At 60.0% G+C, this 17140-nt stretch carries 19 protein-coding genes; 10 read left to right on the top strand and 9 right to left on the bottom strand.

Annotated features, from left to right (window positions below; genetic code table 11):
• Positions 1 to 79: 79 nt before the first annotated feature.
• Positions 80 to 586: a peptide deformylase gene (def, locus tag FX982_RS07335; RefSeq protein WP_172610173.1), complete on the bottom strand. Its 507-nt coding sequence runs from the start codon at positions 584 to 586 to the stop codon at positions 80 to 82.
• 141 nt (positions 587 to 727) lie between these two features.
• Between def and FX982_RS07330 the strand changes: the two genes are divergently transcribed.
• The 3 genes from FX982_RS07330 to FX982_RS07320 all read left to right on the top strand — a co-directional run bounded on the left by FX982_RS07330 (position 728) and on the right by FX982_RS07320 (position 3587).
• Entirely contained in the window at positions 728 to 1753 is a 1026-nt protein-coding gene (locus FX982_RS07330; protein WP_172610172.1) for a LysM peptidoglycan-binding domain-containing protein, read from the top strand.
• Positions 1754 to 1877: 124 nt separating this feature from the next.
• On the top strand, positions 1878 to 2990 hold the full coding sequence (gene dprA, locus FX982_RS07325) for a DNA-processing protein DprA (RefSeq protein ID WP_172610171.1): 1113 nt from the start codon (positions 1878 to 1880) through the stop codon (positions 2988 to 2990).
• A gap of 39 nt (positions 2991 to 3029) precedes the next feature.
• Positions 3030 to 3587, top strand: coding sequence for an L-threonylcarbamoyladenylate synthase (locus FX982_RS07320; RefSeq protein WP_172610170.1), 558 nt, complete (start codon positions 3030 to 3032; stop codon positions 3585 to 3587).
• A 28-nt stretch (positions 3588 to 3615) separates the two neighbouring features.
• Here the strand turns inward: FX982_RS07320 and FX982_RS07315 are convergent, their stop codons facing one another.
• On the bottom strand, positions 3616 to 4593 hold the full coding sequence (locus FX982_RS07315) for an NADPH:quinone reductase (RefSeq protein WP_172610169.1): 978 nt from the start codon (positions 4591 to 4593) through the stop codon (positions 3616 to 3618).
• Positions 4594 to 4819: 226 nt separating this feature from the next.
• Between FX982_RS07315 and hemF the strand changes: the two genes are divergently transcribed.
• Together hemF and aroE are read left to right on the top strand one after the other, a co-directional pair.
• Complete coding sequence (gene hemF, locus FX982_RS07310) at positions 4820 to 5740, top strand: oxygen-dependent coproporphyrinogen oxidase (protein ID WP_172610168.1); 921 nt, start codon at positions 4820 to 4822, stop codon at positions 5738 to 5740.
• On the top strand, positions 5740 to 6570 hold the full coding sequence (aroE, locus tag FX982_RS07305) for a shikimate dehydrogenase (protein WP_172610167.1): 831 nt from the start codon (positions 5740 to 5742) through the stop codon (positions 6568 to 6570). The genes hemF and aroE overlap by 1 nt, the downstream gene beginning before the upstream one ends.
• A gap of 201 nt (positions 6571 to 6771) precedes the next feature.
• On the opposite strand, the gene choX is transcribed toward aroE, so the two are convergent.
• Both choX and betC read right to left on the bottom strand, forming a co-directional pair.
• Entirely contained in the window at positions 6772 to 7698 is a 927-nt protein-coding gene (gene choX / locus FX982_RS07300; RefSeq protein WP_172610166.1) for a choline ABC transporter substrate-binding protein, read from the bottom strand.
• Between the two features lie 40 nt (positions 7699 to 7738).
• Positions 7739 to 9244, bottom strand: coding sequence for a choline-sulfatase (gene betC / locus FX982_RS07295; RefSeq protein ID WP_172610165.1), 1506 nt, complete (start codon positions 9242 to 9244; stop codon positions 7739 to 7741).
• A gap of 113 nt (positions 9245 to 9357) precedes the next feature.
• Between betC and FX982_RS07290 the strand changes: the two genes are divergently transcribed.
• On the top strand, positions 9358 to 10308 hold the full coding sequence (locus tag FX982_RS07290) for a choline sulfate utilization transcriptional regulator (RefSeq protein ID WP_172610164.1): 951 nt from the start codon (positions 9358 to 9360) through the stop codon (positions 10306 to 10308).
• 212 nt (positions 10309 to 10520) lie between these two features.
• On the opposite strand, the gene FX982_RS07285 is transcribed toward FX982_RS07290, so the two are convergent.
• The 3 genes from FX982_RS07285 to trpB all read right to left on the bottom strand — a co-directional run bounded on the left by FX982_RS07285 (position 10521) and on the right by trpB (position 13186).
• The gene (locus FX982_RS07285) at positions 10521 to 11024 is read right to left on the bottom strand and encodes an anti-virulence regulator CigR family protein (RefSeq protein ID WP_172610163.1); all 504 of its coding nucleotides are present in this window, start codon (positions 11022 to 11024) and stop codon (positions 10521 to 10523) included.
• Between the two features lie 75 nt (positions 11025 to 11099).
• Positions 11100 to 11960: a tryptophan synthase subunit alpha gene (gene trpA, locus FX982_RS07280; RefSeq protein ID WP_172610162.1), complete on the bottom strand. Its 861-nt coding sequence runs from the start codon at positions 11958 to 11960 to the stop codon at positions 11100 to 11102.
• Positions 11960 to 13186, bottom strand: a complete 1227-nt coding sequence (gene trpB, locus FX982_RS07275) for a tryptophan synthase subunit beta (protein WP_172610161.1) — start codon at positions 13184 to 13186, stop codon at positions 11960 to 11962. The genes trpA and trpB overlap by 1 nt, the downstream gene beginning before the upstream one ends.
• Positions 13187 to 13306: 120 nt before the next feature.
• Here trpB and FX982_RS07270 point away from each other — a divergent pair, with 120 nt between their 5' ends.
• Positions 13307 to 14206, top strand: a complete 900-nt coding sequence (locus FX982_RS07270; protein ID WP_172610160.1) for a LysR family transcriptional regulator — start codon at positions 13307 to 13309, stop codon at positions 14204 to 14206.
• Here the strand turns inward: FX982_RS07270 and FX982_RS07265 are convergent, their stop codons facing one another.
• A complete protein-coding gene (locus FX982_RS07265) occupies positions 14207 to 14530 on the bottom strand; it encodes a DUF883 family protein (RefSeq protein ID WP_122534291.1) in 324 nt (107 codons plus the stop codon).
• Between the two features lie 182 nt (positions 14531 to 14712).
• Here FX982_RS07265 and FX982_RS07260 point away from each other — a divergent pair, with 182 nt between their 5' ends.
• Both FX982_RS07260 and FX982_RS07255 read left to right on the top strand, forming a co-directional pair.
• Positions 14713 to 14928 carry a dodecin gene (locus FX982_RS07260; protein ID WP_065987998.1) on the top strand — a complete coding sequence of 72 codons (216 nt, stop codon included), beginning with the start codon at positions 14713 to 14715 and terminating at the stop codon, positions 14926 to 14928.
• Positions 14929 to 15089: 161 nt separating this feature from the next.
• Positions 15090 to 15314, top strand: a complete 225-nt coding sequence (locus FX982_RS07255; RefSeq protein WP_172610159.1) for a DUF1161 domain-containing protein — start codon at positions 15090 to 15092, stop codon at positions 15312 to 15314.
• A gap of 86 nt (positions 15315 to 15400) precedes the next feature.
• On the opposite strand, the gene FX982_RS07250 is transcribed toward FX982_RS07255, so the two are convergent.
• The gene (locus FX982_RS07250; protein ID WP_172610158.1) at positions 15401 to 16402 is read right to left on the bottom strand and encodes an LLM class flavin-dependent oxidoreductase; all 1002 of its coding nucleotides are present in this window, start codon (positions 16400 to 16402) and stop codon (positions 15401 to 15403) included.
• Between the two features lie 283 nt (positions 16403 to 16685).
• On the opposite strand from FX982_RS07250, the gene FX982_RS07245 reads away from it, so the two are divergent.
• On the top strand, positions 16686 to 17117 hold the full coding sequence (locus FX982_RS07245; RefSeq protein ID WP_037017022.1) for an OsmC family protein: 432 nt from the start codon (positions 16686 to 16688) through the stop codon (positions 17115 to 17117).
• Positions 17118 to 17140: the final 23 nt, after the last annotated feature.

Raw genomic sequence — 17140 nt, 5'->3', positions numbered from 1 at the left:
GTCAGCCGAAAAATGCGGCAGAGGACAGGTCGCTATCGCGGGCAAGCGGGCTCCTACGGTAGAAAGGAGGATGGCGGGATCAGGCGTTTTGCTTGTGGAGTTTTTCCAGCTTCTTCTTGATCCGGTCGCGCTTGAGATTGGACAGGTAATCGACGAACAGCTTGCCGTTCAGGTGATCGCATTCGTGCTGGATGCACACGGCGAGCAGGCCTTCGGCGATGAACTCGTAGGGCTGGCCCTCACGGTCCAGCGCCTTGACCTTGACCCGTTGCGGGCGATCCACGTTTTCGTAGAAACCTGGAACAGACAGGCAGCCTTCCTGGTACTGGTCCATCTCGTCGGTGAGCGGCTCGATCTCGGGGTTGATGAACACCCGCGGCTCGCTGCGATCCTCGGAGAGATCCATCACCACCACGCGCTTGTGTACGTTAACCTGCGTCGCGGCCAGACCGATGCCAGGCGCTTCGTACATGGTTTCAAACATGTCGTCGACCAACTGGCGAATGCCGTCGTCCACTTCAGCCACCGGCTTGGCGATGGTGCGCAGGCGCGAATCGGGAAATTCGAGGATGTTTAGAATGGCCATATACGTAAGGGATGCACTGTAGGGTAAAGTCAAAATCGGCTGCTAGGCTTGGGACGTCACAAGCTGCAGCCCTAGTAAAACCGGAAGTCTCGCAAGACTCAGCGTTTCACGCGAAGCCAACATGATAAAGGGATTCACCGCATGAGGAAATCACTACTCGCCCTGCTGCTGTTGGCCGCGACAGGCCTTGTCCAGGCGCAAGTACAGCTCAGGGATGGCCATCCACAGAGTTACACCGTCGTCGCCGGTGACACACTTTGGGACATTTCCGGAAAATTTCTTAACCAGCCCTGGAAGTGGCCGGAGCTCTGGCGCGCCAATCCGCAGGTTCACGACCCTGATCTGATCTACCCCGGCGATACGCTCAACCTGATTTACGTCGATGGTCAGCCACGCATCGTGGTCAATCGCGGCGCGTCCCGGGGCACTATCAAACTGTCCCCGCGTGTGCGCAGTACGCCGATTGCAGAGGCGATTCCCACGATACCGTTGGGCGCAATCAATGCATTTCTGCTGAACAACCGAATCATTGATAACGCGAGCCAGTTTGAAGCCGCGCCTCATGTCGTGGCCGGCCCCGGCGAGCGGGTGCTCAGTGGCGCGGGTGATCGCATCTATGCGCGCGGGCAGTTCGAACCGAGCCATGTGTCCTACGGCATCTATCGCAAGGGCAAGACCTACGTCGACCCAGTGAGCGGCGTGGTGTTGGGTATCAATGCCGATGACATCGGCAGCGGCCAAATCATTGCCAGCGAAGGTGACGTGGCGACGCTGCAACTGCAGCGCTCGACGCAGGAAGTACGCCTCGGCGATCGTCTCTTCGTCAGCGAAGAACGCGGAATCAATTCCACCTTTGTCCCCAGTGAGCCCCAACAACCGATCAACGGCAACATCATCGACGTGCCGCGGGGCGTGACGCAGATCGGCGAGTTTGACGTGGTCACTATCGATCGCGGCCGGCTTGACGGCTTGGCCGAAGGCAACGTATTGGCGATCTACAAGACTGGCGAGACGGTCCGCGACCGGGTCAATGGCGATCAAGTCAAAATTCCAGACGAGCGCTCTGGGCTACTGATGGTCTTCCGCACCTACGAGCGATTGAGCTACGGCATGGTGCTGCACGCAACCCGATCTCTGGCAGTGCAGGACAAAGTCCGCAATCCGTAATGCTATGTATCAGCTGTAAATCACTTTTCTCCACCGGCATGCTTCACTTATCAAATTGTTGTTAACAGACTTATCCACAGCTTGGTCCACCGATTAAGGTGGGTCGCGGATCAAGGAAGATCACATGCCGTTGTTCGAAAAGGCCGGTCAGTCGCCGGCTGAGCTGGAAGCCCGTTTGCGTTTGCATCGGCTGCCGGAAGTCGGTCCGAAACGTTTCCACACCCTCATCGATGCATTTGGCAGCGCCTCTGCCGCATTGAGTGCACCGGCTTCAGCGTGGCGATCTCTACGGCTGCCGGCGGCCAGTGCCGAGGCCCGTCGCAGTGCCGGAGTGCGCGACGGAGCCAGTGCTGCACTGGCCTGGTTAGAGCGTCCGGGCCAGCATTTGCTGATGTGGGACGACCCTGACTACCCCGCGTTGCTGGCGGAAATCCCGGATCCACCGCCCCTGCTCTTCATCGCCGGAAACCGCGCTTTGCTTGATCGCCCGCAGCTCGGAATGGTGGGCAGTCGACGTGCTTCCAAGCCCGGGCTCGACACCGCTGCAGCGTTCGCGAGGAGCCTGGCCGGTGCTGGTTTTGTGATCACCAGCGGGTTGGCGCTGGGTATCGACGGCGCCGCGCATCAAGGTGCGCTGGATGTAAAAGGCGGGACAATCGGCGTGCTTGGCACAGGCATCGAAAAACTTTATCCACAGCGGCATCGCCAACTTGCAGCGCGCATGATGACCGATGGCGGCGCAGTGATTTCCGAGCTACCCCTGGACGCAGATCCCCACGCGAGCAACTTTCCCCGGCGCAATCGAATTATCAGCGGTTTATCCCTGGGCGTGCTGGTGGTCGAGGCGAGTGTCGCCAGCGGATCGCTGATCACGGCACGTCTTGCGGCCGAGCAGGGCCGTGAGGTCTACGCGATCCCCGGCTCGATCCATCATCCGGGGGCCAGGGGTTGTCACCAGTTGATCCGTGAAGGGGCGGTGCTGGTGGAAACCATCGACCACATTCTTGAAGCGCTGCAGGGTTGGAAAAACATTGCGCCGAGCCATGACGTCGTTGATAAGCCGTCGACGCCGCTCCATCCGCTGCTCGCCCTCTTGCACGCAGCGCCGCAAACCGGCGAGGCGCTGGCCCACAACAGCGGTTGGCCTTTGCCAAAAGTCCTGGCAGCGCTGACCGAGCTTGAACTCGACAGCAGCGTGGCCTGTGAAGCCGGGCGATGGTTTGCCCGGGCACGCTGAGGTTAAACTGCCCGCCTGCGTAATTTGGGAGAACGGACGATGGTCAGCAGTTGGCGAGTGCAGCAAGCCGCACGAGAAATTCGGGCCGGGGCGGTGATTGCCTATCCAACCGAAGCAGTGTGGGGGTTGGGATGTGACCCTTGGGATGCGGAGGCGGCGTATCGCCTGCTGGCAATCAAGGCGCGGCCTGTTGATAAGGGCTTGATCCTGATCGCAGACAACATCCGTCAGTTCGATTTCCTCTTCGAGGACTTCCCTGAGCTGTGGATTGATCGCATGGCCAGCACCTGGCCGGGACCGAATACCTGGCTGGTGCCCCATCAAGGCCTGTTGCCGGACTGGATCACCGGAAAGCATGACACCGTCGCCCTCCGGGTCAGCGATCACCCTATCGTTCGCGAGTTGTGCGCCCTGACAGGCCCCTTGGTGTCGACTTCCGCCAACCCGACCGGCCGCCCCGCTGCCCGCTCACGACTGCGCGTTGAGCAGTATTTTCACGAACAGCTGGACCTGGTTCTGGGTGGCAGTCTTGGCGGCCGTCGCAACCCGAGCGTGATCCGGGATCTAGTAACCGCTGAGGTGGTAAGGGCGGGGTAATGCCCTTCCACCGTCTCGCAGGGTGAGATCAAGGCACCAGAATGATCGACCCAACCGTTCTGCGGCCGGACAGTTCGGTATGCGCTTTCGCGGCATCCTTGAGGGCAAACTTCTGGATGTCGTCGACTTTCACCTTGCCGCTGGCGACCATTTCAAACACTTCATCCGCCATCGCCTGCAAGGCTTCCGGCGTGTTCGCATAGGAGCCCAATGTCGGGCGGGTGACGTAGAGCGAGCCTTTCTGGGCGAGTACCCCCAGGTTCACCCCAGTCACCGCGCCGGATGCATTGCCGAAACTGACCAGCAGGCCGCGCAATTCCAGGCAATTGAGAGACGTTTCCCACGTGTCTTTGCCGACACCGTCGTAGACCACTGGCACCTTCTTGCCATCGGTCAATTCCAGTACACGCTGAACGACGTCCTCCTTGCTGTAATCGATCACTTCCCACGCGCCATGCGTTTTGGCGTGCGCGGCCTTTTCTGCCGAGCTGACCGTGCCAATGAGCTTGACGCCCAAGGCGTTGGCCCACTGGCAGGCGATGGAACCCACGCCGCCGGCAGCGGCATGGAACAAAATGGTTTCTTCAGGGCGGATCTCGTAGGTCTGGCGAAACAGGTACTGCACGGTCAGGCCCTTGAGCATAACGGCGGCGCCCTGCTCGAAGCTGATGCCGTCAGGCAGTTTGGCAATGTTCGCGGCCGGCGTCAGGTGAACGTCCCCGTATGCACCCAACGGGCCTGTGCCGTACACCACCCGGTCGCCGACTTTGACGTGAGTGACTTCGCTGCCGACCGCTTCAACCAGCCCCGCGCCTTCGTTGCCCAATCCCGACGGAAATGAAGGCGCCGGGTACAGGCCGCTGCGAAAGTAGGTCTCGATGAAATTAACGCCAATCGCTTTGTTGCGCACGAGCACGTCTTTAGGGCCCGGTGCCGGGGGTTCGAAATCTACGTACTCGAGCACTTCGGGACCGCCATAAGCCTTGAACTGGATACGTTTTGCCATTTGCTTTCTCCGTCATGGATCGGAACTGCAGGGGATGACTGTTGATGCGAAAGGGCTCTATCGGACTCCTTCGTCGGCGCTTCGTCAACTGCGGCATCCGCCAGGCCGGTGATATGCTACGGACCGAATTTCGCCGACGGGATTTGCGCAGCGAGGCGTGCTATCAACGCCAAGGCCGGCGGAATCCCGCTCCCGACGCACGTTTCAATTTATGCAGGTACCGCCCATGTCCGTTCGCACCGATGCCGTCAAAGCCTACTTGCTTGATCTTCAGGACCGCATTTGCGCCGCGCTGGAAACCGAAGATGGCAGCGCCCGTTTCGTCGAGGACGCCTGGGAGCGGCCTGCGGGGGGTGGCGGTCGGACCCGCGTGATCGAGAATGGCCACATCCTCGAAAAGGGCGGGGTCAATTTTTCCCACGTCTTCGGCGCCGGCCTTCCCCCATCGGCCAGCGCCCATCGACCGGAGCTGGCAGGACGAGGTTTCGAAGCCCTCGGTGTGTCGCTGGTGATGCACCCGCACAACCCTCACGTGCCGACATCTCACGCCAACGTACGGTTCTTCATCGCAGAGAAAGAAGGCGAAGAAGCGGTGTGGTGGTTTGGCGGCGGCTTTGACCTGACCCCTTATTACGGCGTCGAGGAAGACTGCGTTCACTGGCACCGTGTCGCCGAGCAGGCCTGCGCGCCGTTCGGTGCCGACGTCTATCCTCGCTACAAGGCGTGGTGCGATCGCTACTTCCATATCAAGCACCGTAATGAGCCGCGTGGGGTCGGCGGACTGTTTTTCGACGACCTCAACGAGTGGGATTTCGACACCAGCTTCGCGTTCATTCGCACCATCGGCGATGCGTTCGTCGAGGCGTACCTGCCCATCGTTCAGCGCCGCAAAGACACCCCGTACACGCCGCAGCAGCGCGAATTTCAGGAATTTCGCCGTGGGCGTTACGTTGAATTCAATCTGGTGTACGACCGCGGCACCTTGTTCGGCCTGCAGTCGGGTGGCCGCACTGAATCGATCCTCATGTCGCTGCCGCCGCAAGTGCGCTGGGCCTATGACTGGAAAGCCGAGCCAGGCAGTGAAGAAGCACGCCTCACCGATTATTTTCTGCAGGATCGCGACTGGCTGGCTGAGGCGACACAGTGATGACCGACCAGTATGTTGTCTTCGGCAACCCTATCGCCCACAGCAAATCGCCGCTGATCCATCGCCTGTTCGCCGAGCAGACCGGTCAGGCCCTCGACTATCAGACCTCACTGGCGCCGCTGGACGGCTTCAGCGCGTTTGCCAAGGCGTTTTTCGAGACAGGCCGGGGCGCCAACGTCACCGTGCCCTTCAAGGAAGAAGCGTACCGGATGGCCGATCAGCTGACCGAGCGCGGCCGTCGTGCCGGAGCGGTCAATACCTTGGCCCTTCAAGCGGACGGGAGCCTGCTGGGTGATAACACTGACGGAGCCGGTCTGGTTCGAGACCTGAAGGTGAATCATGGCATCACGCTCAAGGACAAACGCATCCTTGTGCTCGGAGCTGGCGGCGCAGTGCGTGGCGCGCTGGAACCCTTGCTGGCGGAAGATCCCTACGTGCTGGTGGTTGCCAATCGCACGATAGAAAAGGCTGAACAGCTGGCCCAGGAATTCGCCGACATCGGCCCGGTGCTGCCCGCAGGCTACGACTGGCTGGAGGAACCGGTGGACATCATCATCAACGCCACGTCGGCCAGTCTGTCGGGCGAAGTACCGCCCATTGCGCCCAGCCTGATTCAGCCGGGTGCGACCTTTTGCTACGACATGATGTACGCCAAGGAGCCGACTGCATTTTGCCGCTGGGCCAGGGAGCACAATGCCGGACAGGCAGTGGATGGTTTGGGGATGTTGGTAGAGCAGGCCGCCGAGGCGTTCTACCTGTGGCGCGGCGTGCGACCGGAATCAGCGCCGGTGCTGGCGGAGCTGCGGCGGTTGATGGCGCAGAACGGATAACGCGTGCGCTCATCAAGGCTCACAACACTGCAGTTCTGCCTGTTAACGCACAAATTGTGGGAGCGAGCTTGCTCGCGAAGACGCCATTTCAGGCACTGAAGATCTCGCGAAAGTACAGACCTCTTCGCGAGCAAGCTCACTCCTACAGACTGATATTGGCCCTGTAGGAGTGAGCTTGCTCGCGATGCTTCTCGTCGGCGCTTACAACTTGGCCTTCACCGCCGGCAGCGCATCTTTGTCGTCAATGGTTTTCACGCCGCTCAGCCATTTGTCCAGCACCGCCGGGTTGGCTTTCAGCCACGCTTTCACCGCCTCGGTGTTGCTGACCTTCTTGTCCACAACGGTCTGCATGATCGAGTTTTCCATGTCCTGGGTGAATACCAGGTTGGAAAGCAGCTTCGCCACGTTCGGGCAGGCGTCGGCGTAACCTTTGCGGGTCACGGTGTAGACGCTGCCGGTATCACCGAAATACTTCTCGCCGCCTTTCAGGTAGTGCATGCCTTTGATCTGCACGTTCATCGGGTGCGGCGTCCAGCCGAGGAACACCACGAATTCCTTCTTCTTCACGTTGCGCTGCACTTCGGCCAGCATCGCCTGCTCGCTGGACTCCACCAACTTCCAGTCACCCAGTTCGAACTCGTTCTTTTTGATGATCTCCTGAATCGACGCATTGGCCGGAGCGCCCGAGCCGATGCCGTAGATCTTCTTGTGGAACTTGTCCGCAAATTTGTTCAGGTCGGCGAAGTCGTGAACGCCCGCGTCATAGACGTAATCGGGAACCGCGAGGGTGAACTCGGTGCCTTCCAGATTCTTCGCGTATTGCGTCACGTCACCCGAGGCGATGAATTTGTCGTAGAAGCCCTGCTGCGCCGGCATCCAGTTGCCCAGAAAGACGTCGAGTTGCCCGTCCTTCAGGCCGCCATAGGCGATCGGCACCGCCAGGGTGTCGATCTTGGTTTTGTAGCCCATGCCGTCGAGCAAAAAGCCTGCAGTGGCGTTGGTCGCGGCGATATCGCTCCAGCCTGGATCGGCCATCCGCACGGTGCTGCAGCTGGCGTCGGCGGCATAGGCCACGACGTTGCTCAAGCTCAAGACCCCAACCGCCAGCGTGGTGAACAGCTTATTCATGGTGTGCCCCTTTTTTTGGTTTTCTAGGTGTTGGCAGGGTTCAAGGTTGCGGATAACGGGCCTTGCGCTCCAGATCGTCCAGATCAATATGGTTGCGCATGTACTGCTGACTGGCGTCGACCAGCGGCTGGTGATCCCAACTCTTCAGCTTGCCGATGGCCAGCGACTCGGCGACGAAGCGCCGGCTACGCTGGCTGGCGAGCACCTGGTGGTGTATCGCCGGAATGTCCCACTTGGCCTTTGCTTCGGCCAGAAACGCAGCGAACAGGTCGCGATGAGCCTCGGATCGACTCAACTCTTCCTGCTCCTTCGGATCGTTGCGCACGTCATAGAGCAGACATGGGTCCCGTTCCGAATAAATGAATTTGTACGCGCCGCGACGAATCATCATCAGCGGACTGTTGGTGCCCTCGGCCATGTACTCGCCAAACACCTCGTCGTGACCGCCCTCACCCTGCAGATGCGGCAACAGTGAACGGCCATCCAGCGGCAAGCCGGCGTCCAGCTGACCATCAGCCAACGCAACAAACGTCGGCAACAGGTCGGCGGTGGACACTGCGGCCTGTACCCGGCCGGCCTTGAACTGCCCCGGAGCGTACACCAGCAGCGGCACCCGCGCCGACATCTCGAACCAGTGCATTTTGTACCAGAGTCCGCGCTCACCCAGCATGTCGCCATGGTCGCCGGAGAACACAATAATCGTGTCATCGGCCAGGCCGGTTTCCTCCAGGGTTTTCAGCAGTTTGCCGACGTTGTCATCAATGTAGCTGCACGCGCCGAAATAGGCGCGGCGCGCATCGCGAATCTTTTGCTCGGGCAGCGGCTTGTCCCACAGGTCGTAGACCTTCAGCAGGCGCTGGGAGTGCGGATCCTGTTCGGACTGGGCCAACGGCGAGTGGGGCATCGGGATTTCGTCGTCGCTGTACAGATTCCAGTAAGAGTTGGGAATGGTGTACGGATCGTGGGGATGGGTCATCGACACCGTCAGGCAAAACGGCTGATCGCCGTCTTCGCGGACGTGATCGAACAAATATTGTTGAGCCTTGAACACCACCTCTTCGTCGAAATCGAGCTGATTAGTGCGCACGCAAGGTCCGGCTTGCAGCACCGATGACATGTTGTGATACCACGTCGGGCGCACGTCCGGTTCGTCCCAGCTCACGGCCCAACCGTAGTCGGCCGGATAGATGTCGCTGGTCAGGCGCTCTTCGTAGCCGTGCAATTGATCGGGGCCACAAAAGTGCATCTTGCCGGCCAGCGCCGTGCGATAGCCAAGTCGACGCAGGTAGTGGGCGTAGGTCGGGACATCGGCGGGGAAGTCGGCGGCGTTGTCGTACGCGCCGATTTTGCTCGGCAATTGACCGCTCACCAAGGTAAAACGCGACGGTGCGCACAGCGGACTGTTGCAGTAGGCGGCGTCGAACACCACGCCTTCAGCAGCGAGGCGACTCAAGTGGGGCATCTTGATCGGAGAAGTGGCGTACATCGGCAACATGGGCGCGGCCATCTGATCGGCCATGATGAAAAGAATATTCTTGCGCTTCATGTGTTCGCGGCATCCATAGTCATTATTTATGCGAAAGTGCTCCGACCGAGGATGGGGCCCATGCCGTCTGCGGTAAAGCCCATGTGAGGCAATGCTTAGGATAAGTGCAGCTTATGTTTGAAGCCCTTGGTGCCATGTCACTGGATTTGCTTCGCGGTTTCGAGGCCGCCGCACGGCTGCGCAGTTTTACCGCTGCTGCCATCGAGCTCGGCACGACTCAGCCGGCCATCAGCCAACAAATCAAGCGACTGGAAGAGCAATTGGCGACGCGGCTGTTTGATCGCATCTATCGCGGCATCGAACTGACGGACGCCGGGCAGATTCTCTTCAATCACGTACAGATCGGGCTGGAGTCGATGGACGCTGGCCTTAGTGCAATCACCGAGCAGCATCAGCATGAGGTGCTGCAAGTGGCGACCGACTTCGCCTTCGCCGCCTATTGGCTGATGCCGCGGCTGCATCGATTCCACAAGGACAACCCCGACATCGATGTCAGCCTGGTCACCAGCGAGCGCAGTCACAGCATGCTGCGCGCGGATATCGATGTGGCCGTGTTATTCGGTGACGGGCGATTCAAGCAGGGAGAAAGCCACTGGTTGTTCAGCGAGGAAGTGTTCCCGGTGTGCAGCCCACAATTGCTGAAGGGGCGCGACTTGCCCTTGCCCACCGAGGCGCTGAAAGATTTCGCCCTGTTGCACCTTCGCGGCGAAGGCGGCAACAACTGGTTCGACTGGAGTGGCGTGTTCCGCGCCCTGAATATCCCCCAGGCACCCGCGCCGGGGCAGCTGCGATTCGACAACTACACACTGATGATTCAGGCGGCAATCGGCGGCCAGGGCGTCGCCATCGGCTGGCGCCATCTGGTGGACGATTTGCTGGAGCAGGGTTTGCTATGCCGCCCGATCGAAGCCAGCGCCGTCTCCGGCTACGGTTATTACATCGTCCTGCCGCAACGCAAACGGCGCGTACAGATCGTGCAGCGTTTCGTTGACTGGTTAAGAAGTGAACAGGCGTTGAGTGGGGATTTGCTGAAGGGCAATGCGCTGCCGTCGATAGCGGTTTAGGGCCTGGTGACCATCTTCGATGCTGGTCTGGCGGCGCAGCGATCCGGGACCAGCGGGCTGTCATGACGGTGCCGCAGATATAGCTGCCGGGACATAAATTGTGGGAGCGAGCTTGCTCGCGAATAAGCCAGTACAACCGCTAAGTTTCTAGCGGCTGGAAGGCCCCTTTCGCGAGCAAGCTCACTCCTACTGGTCGTGATACCGAAGCTGCCTTAGTTCAGAACGCCATCCAGAATCTCATAAACGATCCCGCTGCCAATGGCGATCAACACAACGTCCGGGCCCAGGCGGCGCCATTCGTAGCCATCGTATTGAGGCAGGTATTGCAGCGAGCGTGGGTCCAGTCGACGGCCATAACCGCGTGGCAGCGGGTGGCCTTTGACGATGTGCACGCCAGGGGGCAGCGGCTGACCGCGACCGATGACTTCACTGTGTTCGCTGATGGTCCGGCGCACATCGCCGAAGTCCGCAGGAGGACGCCCGCCCCGTTGATTATTGCCACGGTTATCGGGACGCGGTTCGTTGCGATGATCGTTGCCGTTGTTATTGCCGTTACCGCGATCGCCCTGCGGACCGCCTGGCTGGCCGTGGTCCTGATGCTGGCCCGGGCCGTTGTCATCGGCGCCGCGTTGATCCGGTGGTGCAGCCTGAACCAGTGCGCTGGCGCTGAGCATCAACACGCCCAATCCGGCGATCAAACGATTCGAGACTTTCATCTGGCGCGCTCCTGAGCAAATTCGGGCAGCAAAAAGGGGTTCAGGACGTGGCCCTGAACCCCTTCGCTGTACGGCTTAGTGTGCGGCCAGGGACTGAGATTCCTCTGTATCAGAAACTTTACCCTCGGCTACGCGGGCTTTACGCACGCCTTGCGATAACTGCGCGCACAGCCCCAACACGCCGCTCACCGCCTGTTCTGGCGATGGCGCGTTGGCGATCTGGTCAATCAGTGCCGAACCGACGACGACACCGTCGGCGACACGCGCAATAGCTGCCGCTTGTTCAGCTGTGCGAATCCCGAAGCCGACACTGATTGGCAGATCGGTATGGCGGCGCAGGCGTTGCACGGCGTCTTTCACGTGATCGATCGTCGCTGAACCCGCGCCTGTCACGCCCGCTACCGACACGTAGTAGACGAAGCCGGAGCTGCCGTTGAGCACCGTAGGCAAACGAACGTCGTCGGTGGTCGGCGTGGTCAGACGGATGAAGTCCAGGCCAGCATCCTGCGCGGGGTCGCACAACTCGGCGTTGTGCTCCGGCGGCAGGTCCACCACGATCAGCCCGTCGACACCCGACGAATGAGCTTCGGAAATGAAGCGCTCGATGCCGTAGTTGTGGATCGGGTTGTAATAACCCATCAGCACCAGCGGCGTGACGCTGTCTTCTTCACGAAATTCGCGAACCATCTGCAGCGTCTTCGCCAGGTTTTGCTTGGCGTTAAGCGCGCGAATGTTCGCCAGCTGAATTGCCGGGCCGTCCGCCATCGGGTCAGTGAAGGGCATACCCAGTTCGATCACATCGGCACCTGCCTTCGGCAATCCCTTGAGGATCGCCAACGAGGTGTCGTAGCCCGGGTCGCCTGCCGTGATGAAAGTCACCAGGGCTGCGCGGTTTTGTTCTTTCAGTTCGGCAAAACGCGTTTGCAGGCGGCTCATCAGTGTTTCTCCTGCTGGGACAGATCCAAGTGGTGCATCACGGTTTGCATGTCCTTGTCGCCTCGACCGGACAAATTGACCACCATCAGGTGATCCTTCGGCAGCGTTGGCGCGCGTTTGAAAACTTCAGCCAGGGCGTGAGCGGTTTCCAGTGCCGGGATGATGCCCTCGAGGCGGCAGCATTGGTGGAACGCAGCCAGTGCTTCATCGTCGGTGACCGAGGTGTATTCGACGCGACCGATGTCGTGCAACCAGGCATGTTCAGGACCGATGCCTGGATAGTCGAGACCGGCGGAAATCGAGTGGGCGTCGATGATCTGGCCGTCGTTGTCTTGCAGCAGGAAGGTGCGGTTGCCGTGGAGTACGCCCGGAACGCCGCCGTTCAGGCTGGCGGCATGCTTGCCGGTCTCGATGCCGTGACCGGCCGCTTCGACGCCGATGATGCGCACACTTGTGTCGTCGAGGAACGGATGAAACAGGCCCATGGCATTCGAGCCACCGCCGATGCACGCCACCAGACTGTCCGGCAGACGGCCTTCGTGTTCTTGCATCTGCACGCGGGTTTCCTTGCCGATCACGGACTGGAAGTCACGAACCATTGCTGGGTAAGGATGCGGCCCTGCAACGGTGCCGATCAGGTAGAACGTGCTGTCGACGTTGGTGACCCAGTCACGCAGCGCCTCGTTCATGGCGTCTTTCAGCGTGCCGGTGCCCGCGACCACCGGAATGATCGTGGCGCCCAGCAGCTTCATGCGGAACACGTTGGCTTGCTGACGCTCGATGTCAGTGGTGCCCATGTAGATGACGCATTCCAGGCCGAAGCGCGCAGCCACGGTAGCGGTGGCAACGCCGTGCATGCCAGCGCCGGTCTCGGCGATGATGCGTTTTTTGCCCATGCGCCGCGCCAGCAGGATCTGGCCGATGCAGTTATTGATCTTGTGGGCGCCGGTATGGTTGAGCTCTTCGCGCTTAAGGTAAATCTTCGCGCCGCCACAGTGTTCGGTCAGACGCTCGGCGAAGTACAGCGGGTTTGGACGACCCACGTAATCGCGCTGGAAGTACTCCAGATCTTTCAGGAACGAAGGATCATTCTTCGCGATTTCGTACTCGCGGTTCAGATCAAGAATCAGCGGCATCAAGGTTTCAGCGACGTAACGACCGCCGAAAGCGCCGAACATGCCACGGTCGTCCGGGCCTTCGCGGTATGCAGTTTGAGTCTGGGTCATGTGGACCTCCGGGGATGCGAATAGGATGAGCCGTCAGGCAGTGATCACACTCTAACCAGCGCCAGCGACGATGAAAACCGATAAGATCGGCGCAACCTGTCAGGAAAACTCACACATCCCATGAGCCGAGACCTTCCGCCCCTCAACGCACTGCGTGCCTTCGAAGCCACCGCCCGGCTAAACAGCGTCAGTCAGGCGGCCGAGCAATTGCACGTGACCCATGGTGCCGTGAGCCGTCAGCTGAAAGTGCTGGAAGAACACTTGGGCGTGAGCCTGTTCAGCAAGGATGGACGTGGCCTGAAACTCACAGATCCCGGAATTCGCCTGCGGGATGCGAGCGCCGAAGCGTTTGATCGTCTGCGCGGTGTCTGTGCCGAGCTTAGCCAGGGCAGCGCAGATGCGCCGTTCGTACTGGGTTGTTCCGGAAGCTTGCTGGCGCGCTGGTTCATCCCGCGGCTGGGGCGCTTGAACGCCGACCTCCCCGATCTGCGCCTGCACCTGTCGGCAGGAGAAGGTGACCTTGACCCGCGACGCCCCGGACTGGACGCGCTGCTGATATTTGCCGAGCCGCCATGGCCTGCGGACATGCAAGTATTCGAGCTTGCCAGCGAGCGCATCGGGCCGGTGATGAGTCCACGATTCGCCCGGTTCGAGGAGCTGCGACACGCCCCGGTCCATGCGCTACTGGGTGAGCCCTTGCTGCAGACCACATCGCGGCTGCAAGCCTGGCCGACATGGGCGACGCAAAACGGCATCGAGCCCGACGCGCTGAGCTACGGACAGGATTTCGAGCATTTGTATTATTTACTGGAGGCGGCCGTTGCAGGCCTGGGAGTGGCGATCGCGCCGGAGCCATTAGTGGCTGACGACTTGAAGGCCGGACGCCTGGCTGCACCATGGGGTTTCAGTGAAACCCCGGCGCAGCTGGCGTTGTGGGTACCGAAGCGCGCCGCGGATGGACGCGCTCAGGACCTCGCTCGGTGGCTCAAGCAGGAACTCGAGCGATCGGGGCGGGCTTGATCAGCCGCGCTTGCACAGCAGATAAGCGGCCAGCAGGCCGATTGCGCCAACAGCGACGCCTGCGGTGGTCCAAGGGTGCTCTTGGGCGTAATCACGGGTCGCAACGCTGGTTTCGCGGGTTTTGACCTTGACGTCTTCGTAGACATCGCTCAACAAGCTGCGCGAATGGCTCAGCGCGTTTTCAGCATTGGCTTTCAGGTTTTTCAGGGTCTTGCGCGACTCGTCGGAAGCGTCGGACTTCAAGCCTTCCAGCGACTTGAGCAGACTCTCGATCTCGGCTTCCATGCTTTGCAACGACGCTTTACGGGATGACGTGAATGCCATGATTTAACTCTCCTGCTGTGATGAGTGGCGTGTGTTGATTCCGACTACAGGGTTTCGAGAAAGTGCAGTGCGTAATGCGAAGTACCGTTTCTTCTGAACTTTTAGACCGCATTTCGGCACAGAGATAGTGAACACAATCGCTGCGGCGCTGCCACCGCGCAACATCCTTCAGGAGAACTGCCATGTCTGATCATCACACCTACAAAATGCTCGAGCTGGTCGGGTCATCGACCGTGAGCACCGACGACGCGATTCAGAACGCGATTGCCCAAGCTGCCAAGTCCGTAAAACTTATGGAATGGTTCGAAGTGCTGGAAACCCGTGGCCACATCGAAGACGGTAAAGTCGGCCACTTCCAGGTGACTATCAAGGTCGGTTTCCGCATCGACAACAGCTGAGCCGCTGAACTTTTACAGTGGCCGAGTGCCACAACCTTCGCTATACATACCGCGCAGTCGTGACTTTTAAGAAGGTTCATGACGCAGGTTCATGTAGTCAGGCCGCCCGATCGGAGCGGCCTTGTTGATCCGAAAATTGCGCCTGACGAGGGGATGTACCGATGAAAAAAGTTCTGTTGGCCATAGGCTTGTTGAGCATTGCGGGCACTACCATGGCTGCCGGCAAGTCGTGTGATGACGTAAAAGCCGACATCGACGCGAAAATTAAAGTCAAAGGCGTTTCGTCCTACACGCTTGAAGCCGTTGAAAAAGGCAGCTCGGCGGACGGCAAAGTCGTCGGCACCTGCGAAGGCGGCAGTATGGAAATCGTTTACAAGCGCGGCTGATACCGGCCCGCTGGCACAAAAAAACCGACGCATCTGGCGTCGGTTTTTTTGTTTGTGGCGGACAGGTCTCAGTGCACCGCTCTGAATCAGCCCCTCGCGGCTTGCGCCAGGATCTCGTAGGAGCGCAGGCGATCGGCATGTTCGTACATGTCGCACGTAAAGATCAGCTCATCCGCGTCGGTCTGCTCAAGCAGCACGTCCAACTTGGCGCGAATCTTCTCCGGGCCACCGACGACCGCCAGTCCCAGGAAATCCATCACCGCGTCGCGCTCATGGGGCAGCCACAACCCATTCATGCTCTCGACCGGCGGCTTCTGCATCAGGCTTTGCCCACGCATCAGGCTCAGGATGCGTTGGTACACCGACGTCACCAGATACTCGGCGCGCTCGTCGGTCTCTGCAGCGGCCAGTGGAACGCCGAGCATCACGTAAGGCTTGTCGAGGACCTCCGAAGGCTTGAAGTGGCTGCGGTAGACGCGAATCGCTTCGTGCATGAAACGTGGCGCGAAGTGCGACGCGAATGCGTACGGCAGCCCCCGCTCACCGGCCAGTTGAGCACTGAACAGGCTAGAGCCCAGCAACCAGATCGGCACGTTGGTGTTGGTGCCGGGCACGGCGATGACCCGTTGATGAGGCTGACGCGGCCCGAGGTAGTTGACCAGCTCGGTTACGTCATCCGGGAAGTCATCGGCACTGCCGGAGCGCTCGCGACGCAGGGCCCGAGCGGTCATCTGGTCGGAACCCGGCGCGCGGCCAAGGCCAAGGTCGATACGCCCCGGGAACAGGCTTTCCAGCGTGCCGAACTGCTCGGCGATCACCAGCGGTGCGTGGTTGGGCAACATAATCCCGCCCGACCCGACCCGGATGGTCGATGTGCCACCGGCCAGATAGGCCAGCAAAACGGAGGTGGCCGAACTGGCGATGCCGTCCATGTTGTGGTGCTCGGCCACCCAGAAACGGTTGTAGCCCCATTTCTCAACGTGTTGCGCCAGGTCCAGGGCATTGCGCAGCGATTCTGCCGGCCCTTTGTCTTCGCGGACGGGCACCAGATCGAGCGTGGAAATCTTCACATCAGCTAATCGTTTCATAGGCCGTTGTTGATCCTCTTGGGCTTGAAGCGGCGTATCCATCGGGGACATCACGCGAGCAAACCGGCATTAAGACTAAATATTTGCGTTAAGCCATAGAATAAGGGCGGATTTCAGAGTTGCAATGGGCAACGCGAAATTTCCTACTAATTTGGTCGGAATTAACATTGGGTCGGTCCGCAAAAAAGCACGTGCGGCATACGCGTTGAACTAAGTCCCGCCTACACTCCTCAGAACTTTGGTCCGCGTGCGAGCGAAATCGCACTTTTCATGAGGAGACACCATGAGCATCGTCAAGAAAGCATCCGCCCACTGGGAAGGTGACCTGAAGTCGGGTATCGGCAGCATCTCTACTGAAACCGGCGTTCTGCGCGAAGCGCCGTACGGCTTCAAGGCCCGTTTCGAAGGCGGCAAGGGCACCAACCCGGAAGAATTGATCGGCGCAGCCCACGCTGGCTGCTTCTCGATGGCCCTGTCGATGATCCTCGGCAATGCCAACCTGAAAGCCGACAGCATCGACACCACCGCTGACGTCACCCTGGATCAAGTCGACGGCGGTTTCGCGATTACTGCGGTACACCTGACACTGAAAGCCAAAATCCCTGGCGCTACCCAGGAACAGTTCGAGAAGCTGACCAACGATGCGAAGGAAGGCTGCCCGGTTTCGAAAGTACTGAACGCCAAGATCACGCTCGATGCCACCCTCGTGAGCTGATTCGCGTTACTGTTGCATTCGGT

It is taken from the genome of Pseudomonas graminis (genome assembly GCF_013201545.1).
GTDB lineage: Bacteria > Pseudomonadota > Gammaproteobacteria > Pseudomonadales > Pseudomonadaceae > Aquipseudomonas.
This window is presented reverse-complemented; position numbering and strand designations above follow the sequence as displayed.

Excerpts from the sequence above, each read along its gene's own strand:
- def (WP_172610173.1), bottom strand. The coding sequence starts at position 586 with ATGGCCATTCTAAACATCCTCGAATTTCCCGATTCGCGCCTGCGCACC.
- FX982_RS07330 (WP_172610172.1), top strand. The coding sequence starts at position 728 with ATGAGGAAATCACTACTCGCCCTGCTGCTGTTGGCCGCGACAGGCCTT.
- dprA (WP_172610171.1), top strand. The coding sequence starts at position 1,878 with ATGCCGTTGTTCGAAAAGGCCGGTCAGTCGCCGGCTGAGCTGGAAGCC.
- FX982_RS07320 (WP_172610170.1), top strand. The coding sequence starts at position 3,030 with ATGGTCAGCAGTTGGCGAGTGCAGCAAGCCGCACGAGAAATTCGGGCC.
- FX982_RS07315 (WP_172610169.1), bottom strand. The coding sequence starts at position 4,593 with ATGGCAAAACGTATCCAGTTCAAGGCTTATGGCGGTCCCGAAGTGCTC.
- hemF (WP_172610168.1), top strand. The coding sequence starts at position 4,820 with ATGTCCGTTCGCACCGATGCCGTCAAAGCCTACTTGCTTGATCTTCAG.
- aroE (WP_172610167.1), top strand. The coding sequence starts at position 5,740 with ATGACCGACCAGTATGTTGTCTTCGGCAACCCTATCGCCCACAGCAAA.
- choX (WP_172610166.1), bottom strand. The coding sequence starts at position 7,698 with ATGAATAAGCTGTTCACCACGCTGGCGGTTGGGGTCTTGAGCTTGAGC.
- betC (WP_172610165.1), bottom strand. The coding sequence starts at position 9,244 with ATGAAGCGCAAGAATATTCTTTTCATCATGGCCGATCAGATGGCCGCG.
- FX982_RS07290 (WP_172610164.1), top strand. The coding sequence starts at position 9,358 with ATGTTTGAAGCCCTTGGTGCCATGTCACTGGATTTGCTTCGCGGTTTC.
- FX982_RS07285 (WP_172610163.1), bottom strand. The coding sequence starts at position 11,024 with ATGAAAGTCTCGAATCGTTTGATCGCCGGATTGGGCGTGTTGATGCTC.
- trpA (WP_172610162.1), bottom strand. The coding sequence starts at position 11,960 with ATGAGCCGCCTGCAAACGCGTTTTGCCGAACTGAAAGAACAAAACCGC.
- trpB (WP_172610161.1), bottom strand. The coding sequence starts at position 13,186 with ATGACCCAGACTCAAACTGCATACCGCGAAGGCCCGGACGACCGTGGC.
- FX982_RS07270 (WP_172610160.1), top strand. The coding sequence starts at position 13,307 with ATGAGCCGAGACCTTCCGCCCCTCAACGCACTGCGTGCCTTCGAAGCC.
- FX982_RS07265 (WP_122534291.1), bottom strand. The coding sequence starts at position 14,530 with ATGGCATTCACGTCATCCCGTAAAGCGTCGTTGCAAAGCATGGAAGCC.
- FX982_RS07260 (WP_065987998.1), top strand. The coding sequence starts at position 14,713 with ATGTCTGATCATCACACCTACAAAATGCTCGAGCTGGTCGGGTCATCG.
- FX982_RS07255 (WP_172610159.1), top strand. The coding sequence starts at position 15,090 with ATGAAAAAAGTTCTGTTGGCCATAGGCTTGTTGAGCATTGCGGGCACT.
- FX982_RS07250 (WP_172610158.1), bottom strand. The coding sequence starts at position 16,402 with ATGAAACGATTAGCTGATGTGAAGATTTCCACGCTCGATCTGGTGCCC.
- FX982_RS07245 (WP_037017022.1), top strand. The coding sequence starts at position 16,686 with ATGAGCATCGTCAAGAAAGCATCCGCCCACTGGGAAGGTGACCTGAAG.